At 53.5% G+C, this 15,003-nt stretch carries 12 protein-coding genes and 1 tRNA gene; 4 read left to right on the forward strand and 9 right to left on the reverse strand.

Going from position 1 to position 15,003, the window contains the following annotated elements:
- Window positions 1-40: 40 nt before the first annotated feature.
- Window positions 41-979, reverse strand: a complete 939-nt coding sequence (gene ghrA, locus OGV65_RS07230; protein ID WP_286454783.1) for a glyoxylate/hydroxypyruvate reductase GhrA — start codon at window positions 977-979, stop codon at window positions 41-43.
- 235 nt (window positions 980-1,214) lie between these two features.
- Here ghrA and OGV65_RS07235 point away from each other — a divergent pair.
- Together OGV65_RS07235 and OGV65_RS07240 are read left to right on the forward strand one after the other, a co-directional pair.
- A tRNA-Ser gene (locus tag OGV65_RS07235) sits at window positions 1,215-1,302 on the forward strand.
- 443 nt (window positions 1,303-1,745) lie between these two features.
- On the forward strand, window positions 1,746-2,114 hold the full coding sequence (locus OGV65_RS07240; RefSeq protein ID WP_047501085.1) for a hypothetical protein: 369 nt from the start codon (window positions 1,746-1,748) through the stop codon (window positions 2,112-2,114).
- 57 nt (window positions 2,115-2,171) lie between these two features.
- Here OGV65_RS07240 and phoH read toward each other — a convergent pair whose 3' ends face one another.
- The 6 genes from phoH to putP all read right to left on the reverse strand — a co-directional run bounded on the left by phoH (window position 2,172) and on the right by putP (window position 8,513).
- Window positions 2,172-2,960 (reverse strand): phosphate starvation-inducible protein PhoH, encoded by a 789-nt coding sequence (gene phoH / locus OGV65_RS07245; RefSeq protein WP_016152592.1) that lies wholly within the window; start codon window positions 2,958-2,960, stop codon window positions 2,172-2,174.
- On the reverse strand, window positions 2,939-3,235 hold the full coding sequence (locus OGV65_RS07250; RefSeq protein ID WP_016152591.1) for a hypothetical protein: 297 nt from the start codon (window positions 3,233-3,235) through the stop codon (window positions 2,939-2,941). The genes phoH and OGV65_RS07250 overlap by 22 nt, the downstream gene beginning before the upstream one ends.
- Window positions 3,236-3,481: 246 nt before the next feature.
- Window positions 3,482-4,765, reverse strand: coding sequence for an iron uptake transporter deferrochelatase/peroxidase subunit (gene efeB / locus OGV65_RS07255; RefSeq protein WP_286454784.1), 1,284 nt, complete (start codon window positions 4,763-4,765; stop codon window positions 3,482-3,484).
- 5 nt (window positions 4,766-4,770) lie between these two features.
- Window positions 4,771-5,898 carry an iron uptake system protein EfeO gene (gene efeO / locus OGV65_RS07260; protein ID WP_016156169.1) on the reverse strand — a complete coding sequence of 376 codons (1,128 nt, stop codon included), beginning with the start codon at window positions 5,896-5,898 and terminating at the stop codon, window positions 4,771-4,773.
- A 58-nt stretch (window positions 5,899-5,956) separates the two neighbouring features.
- The gene (gene efeU, locus OGV65_RS07265) at window positions 5,957-6,790 is read right to left on the reverse strand and encodes an iron uptake transporter permease EfeU (RefSeq protein WP_019076441.1); all 834 of its coding nucleotides are present in this window, start codon (window positions 6,788-6,790) and stop codon (window positions 5,957-5,959) included.
- 214 nt (window positions 6,791-7,004) lie between these two features.
- Window positions 7,005-8,513: a sodium/proline symporter PutP gene (gene putP / locus OGV65_RS07270; protein WP_016152586.1), complete on the reverse strand. Its 1,509-nt coding sequence runs from the start codon at window positions 8,511-8,513 to the stop codon at window positions 7,005-7,007.
- A 422-nt stretch (window positions 8,514-8,935) separates the two neighbouring features.
- Between putP and putA the strand changes: the two genes are divergently transcribed.
- Together putA and OGV65_RS07280 are read left to right on the forward strand one after the other, a co-directional pair.
- Window positions 8,936-12,898, forward strand: coding sequence for a trifunctional transcriptional regulator/proline dehydrogenase/L-glutamate gamma-semialdehyde dehydrogenase (gene putA / locus OGV65_RS07275; protein WP_286454785.1), 3,963 nt, complete (start codon window positions 8,936-8,938; stop codon window positions 12,896-12,898).
- A 59-nt stretch (window positions 12,899-12,957) separates the two neighbouring features.
- Window positions 12,958-13,353 (forward strand): lysozyme inhibitor LprI family protein, encoded by a 396-nt coding sequence (locus OGV65_RS07280; protein WP_016156166.1) that lies wholly within the window; start codon window positions 12,958-12,960, stop codon window positions 13,351-13,353.
- Here the strand turns inward: OGV65_RS07280 and rutR are convergent.
- A complete protein-coding gene (gene rutR, locus OGV65_RS07285) occupies window positions 13,350-13,988 on the reverse strand; it encodes an HTH-type transcriptional regulator RutR (RefSeq protein ID WP_053389923.1) in 639 nt (212 codons plus the stop codon). The genes OGV65_RS07280 and rutR overlap by 4 nt on opposite strands.
- Window positions 13,989-14,046: 58 nt before the next feature.
- Window positions 14,047-14,961 (reverse strand): DMT family transporter, encoded by a 915-nt coding sequence (locus OGV65_RS07290; protein ID WP_049283242.1) that lies wholly within the window; start codon window positions 14,959-14,961, stop codon window positions 14,047-14,049.
- Between the last annotated feature and the right edge of the window lie 42 nt (window positions 14,962-15,003).

Raw genomic sequence — 15,003 nt, forward strand, 5'->3', positions numbered from 1 at the left:
GCCATTTATTAGCTGAAACCCGGCACTTGCCGGGTTACCATCAATATCCCCGAACGCGATCGACCTGACCCGTTACGGATTTCCCACTTTCCAGGTCCAAAATCGTACGGGAGATGTAGTCCACCGCCTCTGCTGGGCGTGTTACCGCGGCGATATGCGGCGTCATTGCCACACGCGGATGTTTCCATAGCGGGCTGGTTTCCGGCAGCGGTTCACGGCTATAGACATCCAGCATGGCACCTTTCACTTTGCCGCTGTCCAGCGATGCCAGAAGATCGTCTTCATTGAGATGAACGCCGCGCGCCAGGTTGAGCACGTAAGCACCATCCTGCAATTGGCTGAGTAAATCAGCGTTAATAATGCCTACGGTTTCTGCCGTATTAGGCAGGAGGTTGATCAGCACGCGAGTTTGACTCAAAAACGCGCCCAGTTCCTCGGTACCGGCGAAGCTTTCCACACCAGACCAGGATTTACGCGTACGACTCCAGCAGCGTAGCGGGAACCCCCATGCTTGCAGACTTTCTGCAACTTTTGCGCCTAAAACACCAGCGCCCATGATCCCGACGCTAAACTCATCGCGGGTATATTCTGGCAACGGTTGCCATTTCGCCTGGTTTTTTAATGCCTGGTAGTCATCAAAGCGACGGAACCAGTGCAATACCTGACTAACCGCATATTCCTGCATTTGCAGGCCCATCCCCGTATCTTCCAGACGGAAAAGCGGGATCGACGCATCCAACATTTCCGGATGAGCGTTTAGTTTACTGAGAATAGAATCGACGCCCGCACCCAGCGCAAATACGGCTTTTAATTTTCGTCCGGCGAGCATTTCAACCGGAGGATGCCAGACCAGCGCGTAGTCAGCATGCGCATTATCACCAGCCTTCCACTCACGGACCCGCGCGCCGGGTATGGCCTTTGTCAGCGCATTAAGCCACCAGGTTGAATCGAATGTTGGGTGATAGAAAATTATATCCATAGCGTCTCCTGAACATTGTTATGCGGAACGTACTCGCACTTATAATCATCATTTTTCGAGGGAACATCAGAGTAGCAAATTTTAGGGTGCTGGCAAAAAAAACAATTCCCGCTTATTTAAGCTGCATATTGATTGAAGTTTGTGTAAATGCACGTTTTTTTCAAAAAGTTGATTGACGCCGGAGCGGTATTTCCCTAAATTAGCGCCCGTTCCGGTAGCACAGGGACAACAATATGGTGAGGTGTCCGAGTGGCTGAAGGAGCACGCCTGGAAAGTGTGTATACGGCAACGTATCGGGGGTTCGAATCCCCCCCTCACCGCCATATTCGAGAAAAAGCTCGTACGCAAGTACGGGCTTTTTTTTCGCATGTTGCACACCTGCGGGGGGATGAGAAGCCCCGACCGGGGGTCGACACAAAATTGCCGGGAGCAATTTTGAACAGCGCATGCGCTGGCCCCGTAGGGGCGAGGCCCAGGGATGGGCCGAGTAGCGGCGCAGCCAGTTGGACAGACTGAGAGTGCAGCGAACAGGCTGCCCGAAGGGCGAGCGAAGCGAGTCAATCCCCCCCTCACCGCCATATTCGAGAAAGAGCTCGTACGCAAGTACGGGCTTTTTTTTTCGCATGTGAGCCGTCTTGAATAGCGTTAACCTGTAGGTCTGATAAGCAACGTGCTATCAGGCATCATCCCCCGCCCCGTTGCACATTATCTAAACCACTCTTATGCTGTAACTACCGCTTTCTCAAGCAATCAGGAAAATAACAGCATGTTAAACATAGAAGGAACTTTGCTTGATGAGATCATGCCGCAGGCAGACGAAGCAGGATTTATTCCGTTGAAGGTTTTCTCGCGAAAAATCCTCAAACGTACACCGAATGAAATAAATACGTTTTTCGATCCTGACAGCCGATTCTACGAAGAGTATCAGCGAACGGTTATTTGCAACGTCAGGCATAACGTCACCATTAAAAAAACCTACGCCAGCAATGGGATCTTACGAAAAGAAACTACGGTAGGTGGGATTTATAAGGATGACCTGCTGACCTTTCTGGCACAAGCGCTAAAGAAAATAGACCAAAATAACCAGCTGTTTGACCAGGCCTGCGCCAACTACTGGAGCAGCAAAAGAAAGTAATTTGCTGACGTCAAATAACAAAGCCCGGTTTCCCGGGCCTTGAAGACGGAGTACTTATCAGTTGTAAGCATTGAGCGTCCGCTGACAGAGTGCCGAACGGACGCAATCGTCTTTATTGAAACGAACAATCCCAACCATATCATCTTCTTCGAAACGGGCCAGCGCATCGCTTAGCCCTGAGCGAACGTGGGCGGGTAGATCGCACTGGGTCACATCCCCGTTCACAATCACCGTCACATTCTCCCCGAGGCGAGTCAAAAACATCTTCATCTGCGCTGCAGTAACATTCTGAGCCTCGTCAAGAATGACCACTGCATTTTCAAATGTGCGTCCACGCATATAGGCGAATGGCGCGATTTCCACCTTACCAATCTCAGGCCGCAGGCAATATTGCATGAAGGAGGCGCCCAGACGTTTCACCAGCACGTCATACACTGGACGAAAATAAGGCGCAAACTTCTCGGAAACATCTCCAGGTAAGAAGCCGAGGTCTTCATCAGCTTGCAGAACTGGACGGGTTACAATGATCCTGTCCACGTCTTTGTGGATCAGGGCCTCTGCTGCTTTTGCCGCGCTGATCCAGGTTTTACCACACCCGGCTTCACCGGTAGCAAAGATCAGCTGTTTACTCTCGATAGCATTCAGGTACTGGGCCTGAGCTTCATTCCGCGCCGTGATTGGCGTGGCGTCGCGACTATCACGCGCCATACCAATCGCTTCTACGCCGCCCATCTGCACAAGCGAGGTGACCGATTCATCTTCACGTTGTTTATGACTACGCGAATCCCGCCTCAGCACACGTTTTGCTTCACGACGAGCTTTGATCACTGCTTTTTGTCTTCCCATGGATAGCACCTTGAGTTGTAGGTATACATCACACGCGCCGTTGGCGGCACGATTATGCGCACGAACATCTGAGGGTTGGCTTCCTTGTAAGCCATTGCTTGCTTTCGGATAAGACGCCACACACGGCTACGCGCACCGTACAAGGTGTCAGTTACGAAGATAAGAAGTGAAAGGGAGAGAGATTTAGCGGTGACGAGGTGGCTACCGGAAGAGAAACGTCCGCGTAACGTACTGCAGCTACTGTGAAAAATGTGTCCAATACAGGACTTTTCCATCGCGATCTCCATAGTGAACGACTATCACCGCCGGGAACTACCGCTGTTTCTTATAATTACATCATAATCTTTCGTTAATGCAACAATATTTTTACTTGTCGTTAACTTAAATTCTATCTAATCACCAAAGACAGTCTCTTGCAGAGAGATGACAGAATTATTTCAGTCTCGTACCGATCATAAAAAATAATTTGTTCATTCATACAGATGTCAGGAAAAGCCCCGCTGTACAACGGGGCGTAATCATCAGGCTTCGAGTAGAGACTGTCCCAGATATTGATCTGCGGTTTTGACACCCGGCAAAGCAAAGAAGTAGCCCCCACCAATTGGTTTGACATACTCTTCCAGCGCTTCACCGTTGAGGCGTTTCTGCACAGCCAAAAAGCCTTTTTCCAGATCGTGTTGATAGCAGACAAACAACAGTCCCATATCCAGTTGACCGGATGGGGTCACACCGAGCGAATAGCTGTAGCCACGGCGCATCATCAGGCTGGACTCGGCCTCTTTCGTGCGCGGATTCGCCAGGCGGATATGACTGTCGAGCGCAATCACCTCACCCTCGGGATCGCTGGCATAGTCAGGCACATCGTGCTCGTGCTGCATACCCAGCGGCGCGCCGGTGTGTTTATCTCGACCAAATATCGTTTGCTGCTCTTTCAGCGGCGTCCGATCCCAGAACTCGACGCGAAACTGAATGAGCCTGACGGCCTGATAACTACCACCTTGCGCCCAAACAGGTTCGCCCTGCCCGTGCGTAACCCACACCACGTCCTGCATCAACTTCGTATCCGTCGCGTCCGGATTCGCGGTGCCGTCCTTAAAGCCAAGCAAGTTGACCGGGGTCTCTTTGCCTTTGCTGCGCGCGGCATGGTCGGAAATAAACCCTTCACGTTTCCAGCGCACGCTAAGGAGATCGGGCGTATGTTTAATGATATCGCGTAGCGCATGGATAACGGTGTCCTGCGTGTTGGCACAAATCTGCAGCAGCAAATCACCATGGCACAGCGCCGCATCCAGCGAATCATTCGGGAAGCGGGTCATTTTTTGCAGCTTTTTCGGCATCTGCGATTTCAGGCCATAACGTTCATCAAATAGCGAGGCGCCGACTGACAACGTCATCGTCAGGTTGTCTGGCGCAATGTATGCGCCGAGGATACCGGAATCCATAGGGGGCAAACGCGGATTCGGCGTATCCGGCGCCGGCCCGCCCGTGGTCAGAAACGCAAATCGGGCGGTCAGCAAGCGGAACAAGCGTTCCAGATCAGCCTTATCGCTGGCGAGAACATCGAACGCCACCAGCATCATCGATGCCTGCTGCGGCGTCAGGATCCCTGCCTGATGCTGACCATAAAACGGCTGCGCTTCACTACGCGCATCGGGGGACAGCGTTCCCGGCGCACTTTGTGGTTTTTGCGCGTGGGCAACCGGACATCCACCCGCCAGCGCCAGCGCCCCACCCAGGGCGCCCATCCCTTTCAGTAAACGTCGGCGTGAAGGTTCGCTCACGCCGTTTTCATTATCTTGCTGCATTTTGCTTAATCCAGACCCAGAACACCGCGTAATTGCGACAAGTCTTCCGCCAGCGTCGTGATAGGCCCTTTCAGCGCATTGCGATCGGCGTCGGTCAGTTTGTCATAGGTTTCAAAACCGTCTTTGGTACGGTACTTGCTCAGAATGGTATCGACTTTTTTGAAGTTCGCATCCACCTTCGCCAACAGCTCAGCATTGGATTTTTGTAACTGAGGGCGCAGGAGATCGACGATTTTCTGCGCGCCATCGATATTGGCCTGGAAATCCCACAGATCGGTATGGCTGTAGCGATCCTCTTCTCCGCTGATTTTGCTGGCAGCGACTTCTTCAATCAGTCCTGCTGCCCCGCCAACCACTTTTGACGGTGGGAAGGCCAGTTCGCTAATACGCGTTTGCAGGTCAAGAACATCGCGGTTTAATTGGTCGGCATACTTGTCCATTCCTTTGGTGGTGTTGTCGCCGAACAACGCTTTCTCCAGGCGGTGGAAGCCGGTGAATTTAGGATCGGCGGCTTTTTGCTCATAATCATCTTCACGCGCATCGATGCTGCCGTCGAGATCGGAGAACAGTTCAGCAATCGGTTCAATACGCTCATAATGCTGACGGGTTGGCGCATACAGCGATTTCGCTTTTTCCAGATCGCCAGCTTTAATCGCATCGGTGAATGCTTTGGTGCCCGCAACCAGTTGTGCAGTTTCGGCTGTCACATAGGCTTTGTATTCGGTAATTGCGCCACTTAGGCTCAGCAGAGCATCGCCCTGCGCGGCATCCGCCGTTGCGCTACCTTTTACAATGAGTTTGCCTTTCGGGTTGGTCAACAGACCGCAGGTCATATCATATTCACCTGGCTGCAGGTTAGCTGTCATTTTCTGGCTAAAGCCCGGCGCAATGTTTTCACGTTCTTCAACCACCATAACCCCTTTAAGGATCTCCCACTCCAGCGCTTTCTGGCTGTGGTTCTGGATGATGAACTGCGTTTTCCCAGCGTTAACCGTGATCGTCATCGGCTCACACTGTTTGTCGTTAACCGTGACTTTCACCTGCGGAATATCGGCGGCTTGTGCAGAAAAAGCGGAGGCAAACAGCGCGGCAATACCCAACTGCAGCGCACTACGGCGAAAATTAAACGTCATGACCTATCCCTATAAATAAGTATGTTGTAACTAAGGAGTATTCTGCATCGCGTTTTTATCAGGGTGCGGTACGCGATGCCGTAGTGCCTGAACGCGGCGGCAGTGCAAACATAATCAATGCCGGAATCAGGTAGATAAACCAAATGGCGACTTCGCTGACGCTCGGCGCTTCCTGATAGCCGAAAATACCTTCCATCAATGTGCCAAACAGCGAATGCGTTGAAAGCACGCTGCTCATGTCAAACGCCACATCCTGAAAATGATTCCATAACCCGGCTTCGTGGAACGCACGGATGGCCCCAGCAGCAAGACCAGCGGCCACCAGCAAAATGAACAGGCTGGTCCATTTGAAGAATGCCCCGAGGTTGAGGCGAATGCCGCCGAGGTAAATCAGGTAACCCAGTACCACCGCGGTGGCCAGCCCCAGCATCGCACCTAACGGTGGCCAAATGCCTACATCTTGCTGGAATGCCGCCAGCAGGAAGAACACCGATTCCAGCCCTTCACGGGCAACGGCAAAAAAGACCATCATCACCAGCGCCCAGCCGTGATGATTGCCGCGTTGCAACGCGTTATCGACAGCCTGTTCAAGCTGGACTTTGACGTTGCGCGAAACTTTACGCATCCAGAACACCATCCAGGTGAGGATCACCACGGCAATGACCGCCACGATGCCTTCAAACAGCTCCTGTTCCTTTTGCGGAAATTCACCGGTGGTTTCATTGATGAAAACGCCTAACGCCAGGCATAACGCCGCCGCCAGCAGAACACCAATCCACATCACACCAATCCATCGACCACGCTGAGTCCGTTTCAGGTAGCTGGCAATCAGGCTGACTATCAGCGCGGCCTCTAACCCTTCGCGCAACATAATAAGAAATGGAACAAACATGCGAAGAACCCTTAAACGTTATTCTCAGTCAATTGATGAAAAGAAAAGTAAATTACAGTGATAGTGATTATCATTACAGTAAAGAAAAACTCAAGCAGAATGTTTTGAGAATGATGACTTAATGTAAACAGTTAGGCGGGTAACGATTAGGGCGGTTTTGCAGCGGGGACAAATAAAAAAGCCCGCACGCGGCGGGCTTAAGGAGCGAGGCGGATTACTCTGCCTGTAAACGCGATGGCGGAGCTGTGTGATAATGTGCATCAGCCTCGGCAAAACGTTGCTGCATAGCGGCTGAAGGCGCTTTACCCAACAGGCTGAAGACCACAATACCGATGCTGCCGAAAATAAAGCCCGGGATGATTTCATACAGACCCAACCAGGCAAACTGCTTCCAGACGATTACCGTCACCGCACCGATGAGCATCCCGGCCAGCGCGCCGTTACGCGTCATACGCGACCACATTACGGAGAACAGAACCACCGGACCAAACGCCGCGCCAAAGCCGGCCCAGGCGTAGCTTACCAGACCAAGCACACGGTTCTCCGGGTTCGCCGCCAGCGCGATAGACACCAGCGCCACAACCAGCACCATGATACGACCAATCCATACCAGCTCTTTCTGGCTGGCATTTTTACGCAGGAACGCTTTATACAAGTCTTCGGTGATTGCACTGGAGCACACCAGCAGCTGGCAGCTCAGGGTCGACATCACCGCTGCGAGGATCGCAGACAGCAGAATACCGGCAATCCACGGGTTGAACAGGATTTGCGCCAGTTCAATAAACACGCGTTCGGCGTTCTGGTTAACGGCACCGGCAAGCTGTGGGTTGTTGTTAAAGTAAGCGATACCAAAGAAGCCAACGGCAACTGCACCTGCCAGACACAGGATCATCCAGGTCATACTGATGCGGCGGGCATGAACAATGCTATGGTGAGAATCAGCCGCCATAAAGCGCGCCAGAATATGCGGCTGACCGAAGTAGCCCAGACCCCAGCCCATCAGGGAAATAATGGCAACAAAATTCAGCCCTTTGAACATGTCCACGTTCTCAATGCTCTTTTGTTTAATCACTTCCAGCGAATCGTCAAACCCACCCACGCCAATGACTACCATCACCGGCGTCAGGATCAGGGCGAAGATCATCAGGCTGGCCTGGACGGTATCGGTCCAGCTTACCGCCAGGAAACCACCGATAAAGGTATAAATAATCGTCGCGGCCGCCCCTGCCCACAGCGCTGTTTCGTAACTCATGCCAAAGGTGCTTTCAAACAGACGCGCCCCTGCCACAATACCGGAAGCACAATAGATGGTGAAAAACAGCAGAATAACCAGCGCGGAGATAATACGCAGAATACGGCTTTTATCTTCAAAGCGACCGGTAAAGTAATCCGGTAACGTCAGCGCATTGTTATTGTATTCGGTATGCACGCGTAAACGTCCGGCCACCAGTTTCCAGTTGATCCACGCGCCCAAAATAAGGCCAATAGCGATCCAGCTTTCTGAAATCCCCGACAGGAAAATCGCGCCAGGCAGCCCCATCAGCAACCAGCCGCTCATGTCAGATGCCCCGGCGGATAACGCGGTCACGAATGGACCCAGACTGCGTCCACCCAGAATGTAATCGTCAAAGTTTTTGGTTGAACGCCATGCAATAAACCCTATCAATATCATGCCGAAAATATAGACACAGAATGTCACTAACATCGGTGTGCTAATAGCCATCAAAACTCTCCAAAATTATGTATCAGCAATGCCGTGGCTTGCCGTTTTATTACCCTGCCGGAACGTGGCAAAGATATCTATGTTTACCAGGGCGACCGTATCCTGCCGGAAGCGATGGTCATTCACAATCGATTTAACACACCATTTACATCAAATTTAATCCAGAGTAGATAGCATTTTTCTGTAGGTTGCACTCTCTCACACTTTTTTCGGTTGCACCTTTTAAAAGTGTTAACTACCGCAGAGAAAAAGATTCGGCAACTTTTATAGCCCCCGTCAAAACACTCACGTTTATTAACATTTCATTCATTTCCAAGCTTGCAAACCAAGTCACATTTAACACGGTTGCACAAAGTTGCAACATAGTGGATATTTCTCGGTAACTATCAGACCCGTATTTCAGTACAACAGGAGTAAACGGCATGGGAACCACCACGATGGGGGTTAAGCTGGATGACGCCACTCGCGAGCGTATTAAAACAGCAGCATCACGAATCGATCGCACGCCACATTGGCTGATCAAACAAGCCATTTTTAATTATCTCGAAAGACTGGAAAATGACGACGCGCTTCCTGAACTACCGGCCCTGCTGGCGGGTGCTGCGAATGAGGGCGATGAGTCGACCACGTTGCAAAATGAAGCGCATCAGCCTTTCCTGGAATTTGCCGAACAGATCCTGCCGCAGTCAGTTTCTCGCGCGGCAATCACTGCCGCATACCGCCGCGCCGAAACCGACGCCGTACCGATGCTGATGGAGCAGGCTCGTCTGCCGCAGCCCATCGCCGAGCAGGCGCATAAGCTGGCATACGATCTGGCAGACAAACTGCGTAACCAGAAGACCGCTAGCGGTCGCGCCGGGATGGTACAAGGTTTATTGCAGGAATTCTCCCTTTCTTCACAGGAAGGCGTCGCGCTGATGTGTCTGGCCGAAGCCTTGCTGCGTATTCCAGATAAAGCGACCCGCGATGCGTTAATCCGCGACAAGATCAGCAACGGTAACTGGCAGTCGCACATTGGCCGCAGCCCGTCTCTGTTCGTCAACGCGGCGACCTGGGGGCTGTTGTTTACCGGTCGTCTGGTTTCTACGCATAACGAAGCCAGCCTCTCACGCTCACTCAACCGTATTATCGGCAAGAGCGGTGAGCCGCTGGTGCGTAAAGGCGTCGACATGGCCATGCGCTTGATGGGCGAGCAGTTTGTCACCGGGGAGACCATCGCTGAAGCGCTGGCTAACGCGCGTAAACTGGAAGAAAAAGGCTTCCGTTACTCCTATGACATGCTGGGCGAAGCGGCCCTGACCGCCGCCGATGCACAGGCTTATATGGTTTCGTACCAGCAGGCGATCCATGCCATTGGTAAGGCCTCTAACGGGCGCGGTATCTACGAAGGGCCAGGCATTTCTATCAAGCTGTCGGCACTGCATCCGCGTTACAGCCGTGCGCAGTATGATCGCGTAATGGATGAACTCTATCCTCGTCTGAAATCGCTTACTCTGCTGGCACGTCAGTACGACATCGGCATTAATATCGACGCCGAAGAGGCTGACCGACTGGAGATCTCCCTCGATCTGCTGGAAAAACTGTGCTTTGAACCCGAACTGGCAGGCTGGAACGGGATCGGTTTTGTTATCCAGGCCTACCAGAAGCGCTGCCCGTATGTTATCGACTATCTGATTGACCTCGCCACGCGCAGCCGCCGCCGCCTGATGATCCGTCTGGTTAAGGGCGCCTACTGGGATAGCGAAATTAAACGTGCCCAGATGGACGGTCTGGAAGGTTATCCGGTCTACACCCGTAAGGTGTACACCGACGTTTCCTACCTGGCCTGTGCGAAAAAACTGCTTGCCGTACCGAATCTGATCTACCCGCAGTTCGCCACCCACAACGCCCATACGCTGGCGGCGATTTATCAGTTAGCCGGTCAAAACTACTATCCGGGTCAGTACGAGTTCCAGTGCCTGCACGGCATGGGCGAACCGCTGTATGAGCAGGTCACCGGCAAAGTTGCGGATGGCAAACTGAATCGTCCATGCCGCATTTATGCACCGGTCGGCACGCACGAAACGCTGCTGGCTTACCTGGTGCGTCGTCTGCTGGAAAACGGCGCCAACACCTCGTTCGTCAACCGCATTGCCGACACGACCCTGCCGCTGGATGAACTGGTTGCCGATCCGGTCGAGGCTGTTGAAAAACTGGCGCAGCAAGAAGGTCAGGCCGGTCTGCCGCATCCGAAGATTGCCCTGCCGCTTGACCTGTACGGTAAAGGCCGCGAAAACTCAGGCGGGCTGGATTTAGCTAACGAACATCGTCTGGCCTCGCTGTCCTCTGCCCTGCTCAACAGCGCGCTACAAAAATGGCACGCTAAACCCATTCTGGAGCACCCGGTTGCTGACGGCGAAATGACGCCAGTCGTTAACCCAGCCGAGCCGAAAGACATTGTCGGTTACGTGCGCGAGGCGACTTATGCTGAAGTGGAACAGGCGTTACAGAACGCAGCGAATAACGCGCCGATCTGGTTCGCCACACCTCCACAAGAGCGCGCCGCCATTTTGCATCGTGCCGCCGTTCTGATGGAAGGTCAGATGCAGCAGCTGATTGGCATCCTGGTACGCGAAGCGGGTAAAACCTTCAGCAACGCCATTGCGGAAGTGCGCGAAGCGGTAGACTTCCTGCATTATTATGCCGGTCAGGTTCGCGATGATTTCGATAATGAAACCCATCGACCGTTAGGACCCGTGGTTTGTATCAGCCCATGGAACTTCCCGCTGGCCATTTTCACCGGGCAGATTGCCGCCGCGCTGGCGGCGGGTAACAGCGTGCTGGCGAAACCGGCGGAACAAACCCCGTTAATTGCCGCCCAGGGCATCGCTATTTTGCTCGAAGCGGGTGTACCGCCGGGCGTGGTGCAACTGTTGCCTGGTCAGGGTGAAACCGTCGGGGCGCAGCTCACTTCCGATGAGCGCGTACGCGGCGTCATGTTTACCGGCTCAACGGAAGTCGCCACGCTGTTGCAACGCAATATTGCCACCCGCCTTGATGCTCAGGGGCGTCCAATCCCGCTTATCGCCGAAACCGGTGGGATGAACGCAATGATTGTCGACTCCTCCGCGTTGACGGAACAGGTCGTGGTCGACGTTCTGGCTTCAGCGTTTGACAGCGCCGGACAGCGCTGCTCCGCGCTGCGCGTCCTGTGTCTGCAGGATGATGTAGCCGACCATACGCTGAAAATGCTGCGCGGCGCGATGGCGGAATGTCGCATGGGTAATCCAGGTCGCCTGACCACCGATATTGGGCCGGTAATTGATGAAGAAGCCAAAACCAATATTGAACGCCATATTCAGGCCATGCGCGCCAAAGGACGCCCGGTGTTTCAGGCCGTGCGCGAAAACAGCGACGATGCGCGTGAATGGCAAACCGGTACATTTATTGCTCCGACGTTGATCGAGCTGGAAAGCTTCGACGAATTACAAAAAGAGGTGTTTGGTCCGGTACTGCACGTCGTGCGCTACACCCGTAACAATCTGGGCAACCTGATTGAGCAAATTAATGCCTCCGGCTACGGCCTGACGCTGGGCGTACACACCCGTATCGATGAAACCATCGCCCAGGTCACAGGATCGGCACACGTGGGGAACCTGTACGTTAACCGCAATATGGTCGGTGCCGTTGTCGGCGTTCAGCCATTCGGTGGCGAAGGCTTGTCTGGTACCGGGCCAAAAGCAGGTGGACCGCTGTATCTGTATCGCCTGCTGGCTAACCGCCCGGAAAATGCGTTAGGCATTACGCTTGCCCGTCAGGATGCAGACTACCCGGTCGATGCGCAGCTTAAAGCTGCACTCGTTCAGCCGCTGGAAGCACTCAGCGAATGGGCAACCGATCGACCCTCGCTGCATGCGCTCTGCCAGCAGTTTGGCGAACTGGCGCAGGCCGGTACTCAGCGTCTGCTGCCTGGACCCACTGGCGAGCGCAATACCTGGACGCTGTTGCCGCGTGAACGCGTACTGTGTATCGCCGATGATGAACAGGACGCGCTGGTACAGGTTGCCGCTGTGGCTTCCGTTGGTAGCTTAATCCTGTGGCCAGATGATGCGTTCCATCGTGAACTGGCAAAACGTCTGCCAGCCGCCGTCTCCGGGCGCATTCAGTTTGCCAAAGCGGACAACATTACCACGCAGCCGTTTGATGCCGTTATTTTCCACGGCGATTCCGATCAACTGCGTTCACTGTGCGAAGCGGTAGCTGCCCGCGAAGGGGCGATTGTATCAGTCCAGGGTTTTGCCCGTGGCGAAAGCAATATTCTGCTGGAGAGGCTGTACATTGAACGCTCTCTGAGCGTCAATACCGCCGCTGCCGGGGGGAACGCCAGCCTGATGACAATCGGCTAAGGTTGTGGTTAATTAAGGCTCTGGTAACGGGGCCTTTTTTTATGGAACCAGAGGGAAGCATGAAACGAATCGTACTGACATGTGCAGCGCTGCTGTTGAGCGGCCAGGCGCTGGCGGATGACTGCGCCAACGCGAACACTCAGATTGAGATGAACACCTGTGCGGCAGAGCAGTTTAAGGCGGCCGACACCAAACTTAATGACACTTATCAGAATGCGCTTAAGCGCGCCGCCCCAACCCAGCGCGATTTACTGAAAAAAGCGCAAATCTCATGGATAACCCTGCGCGATGCGGACTGCGCGTTAATCAGTTCCGGCACCGAAGGCGGTAGCGCCCAGGCGATGATTTCCAGCCAGTGTCTGACGGATAAAACCAACGAGCGTGAAGCGTTTCTCGCCTCGCTCTTACAGTGCGAAGAGGGCGATTTAAGCTGTCCGTTACCGCCAGCCAGTTAACGCACGCGGATCCCTTCAATAATCATCCGCTGCACGCTCTCCACCGTTTGGTTAAAAAAGGCTTCATCACGCAGCGTTGCGCCCGTTACCGCCTCAACCTGTGGGGCAAAGTCGGCGTAGTGCTGGGTTGAAGCCCAAATCATAAAAATCAGATGATGCGGATCGACCGGAGCCAGTTTCCCACTTTTGATCCAACCGGCAATCAGCGCCGATTTCTCATCAATTAGCGTTTTGAGATCGCCCGTTAATTCAGCCATCAATAAAGGCGCACCTGCCAGCATCTCCATACAAAATAGCCGTGAAGCCTGAGGGTAATCGCGCGACACTTCCAGCTTAAGGCGAATGTATTCTTTAATGGCCGCTAGCGGCGCAAAGTCTTCGCGAAAAGCCTTCAACGGAGCCAGCCAGACGTCGAGGATTTGCCGCAAAACGGCAATATAGAGCACCTCTTTTGACGGGTAGTAATAAAGCAGATTCGTTTTTGACACACCCGCCTGCTCAGCGACCTGTTCGAGACGCGTGCCGTGGATCCCATATTGGGAGAAGATATTTAATGCCGCGGTTAATATGGCCTGGCGTTTTGCACTGACGGCCTGCGAGCGCTTACCTGTTTTTTTCTCTGCGCGTTGGACCATGCGCCCTCTCCTTCTTGTGAGGGCGTCAGCATACCAAATCACGCGGTGAATGGTTAAATTAAAGCGACTCCGGCGGCGCCTCTTGCACTACCCCTTTTTTCTTTTTGAACTTCAGTTCGCTGACCAGCACGCCAACAATAATGAATGCTGCGCCGAGCAAAGCCAGTAGCGGTAAGCGTTCCCCCGCCAGGCGACCAAAGATCCCCGCCCACACCGGCTCACCGGTATAAATGACCGTCGCGCGCGTCGGCGAAACGCTGCGCTGTGCCCAGTTCATGGTGACCTGAATAATCGCACTGAAAATCCCCAACCCCAGCGCCACCACCAGCAATCCCGTAGACATCGGCGGCACGGACTCTCCTGCTGGGGCCATGGCAATAAATGCCACTATCGAAGCGGTTGCCAGTTGTACCACCGTTACCCGCCGCACATCCACTTTTCCCGCCCACGCGCTAATCAGGATAATTTCTGCCGCAATCGCCACCGCGCCGGCGAGTGTGATCCACTCGCCTTCACCTAAAGCCAGCAAATTGCCTCCCGGTCCGGCGAGAAAAATCAACCCGATAAAGGCCAGCACAATGCCGACACACGGCATCAGGCCGGGCATACGCCCCAGACATAGCCATTGTAAAAGCGGGACCAACGGCACATACATCGCGGTAATAAACGCCGATTTACTGCTGGGAATAAACTGTAGCCCCCAGGTTTGCAGACTATAACCCAACGCAATTGCGATACCGATCGCAACGCCTGCTTTGACTTCCAGCCACGTCAGTTTATGCAATGTGCGTAGTGACAAAAGCGCGACCGCCAGCGCAGCGGTGGCAAAACGCACGCCGACAAAGAAAAAAGGTCCGCTCAGGGTAACGGCATATTGCACGGCCAAAAACGTGCCACCCCAGAACATAGTGATCACAATGAGGATCGCTTCCTGAGGTTTAACAGAGAAGGAATAACGAGAAAGTAATGACATGAGACACCCGATTAACTGAATGTCGTTAGTCTGCGTTGCGTT

The organism is Citrobacter sp. Cb004 (assembly GCF_030337065.1).
GTDB classification, from domain to species: Bacteria; Pseudomonadota; Gammaproteobacteria; order Enterobacterales; family Enterobacteriaceae; genus Citrobacter; species Citrobacter braakii.

Coding starts and splice junctions, on each gene's coding strand:
- efeO (WP_016156169.1), bottom strand. CDS start 5,898: ATGACGTTTAATTTTCGCCGTAGTGCGCTGCAGTTGGGTATTGCCGCG.
- efeU (WP_019076441.1), bottom strand. CDS start 6,790: ATGTTTGTTCCATTTCTTATTATGTTGCGCGAAGGGTTAGAGGCCGCG.
- ghrA (WP_286454783.1), bottom strand. CDS start 979: ATGGATATAATTTTCTATCACCCAACATTCGATTCAACCTGGTGGCTT.
- OGV65_RS07290 (WP_049283242.1), bottom strand. CDS start 14,961: ATGTCATTACTTTCTCGTTATTCCTTCTCTGTTAAACCTCAGGAAGCG.
- rutR (WP_053389923.1), bottom strand. CDS start 13,988: ATGGTCCAACGCGCAGAGAAAAAAACAGGTAAGCGCTCGCAGGCCGTC.
- efeB (WP_286454784.1), bottom strand. CDS start 4,765: ATGCAGCAAGATAATGAAAACGGCGTGAGCGAACCTTCACGCCGACGT.
- OGV65_RS07250 (WP_016152591.1), bottom strand. CDS start 3,235: ATGGAAAAGTCCTGTATTGGACACATTTTTCACAGTAGCTGCAGTACG.
- putP (WP_016152586.1), bottom strand. CDS start 8,513: ATGGCTATTAGCACACCGATGTTAGTGACATTCTGTGTCTATATTTTC.
- OGV65_RS07240 (WP_047501085.1), top strand. CDS start 1,746: ATGTTAAACATAGAAGGAACTTTGCTTGATGAGATCATGCCGCAGGCA.
- OGV65_RS07280 (WP_016156166.1), top strand. CDS start 12,958: ATGAAACGAATCGTACTGACATGTGCAGCGCTGCTGTTGAGCGGCCAG.
- putA (WP_286454785.1), top strand. CDS start 8,936: ATGGGAACCACCACGATGGGGGTTAAGCTGGATGACGCCACTCGCGAG.
- phoH (WP_016152592.1), bottom strand. CDS start 2,960: ATGGGAAGACAAAAAGCAGTGATCAAAGCTCGTCGTGAAGCAAAACGT.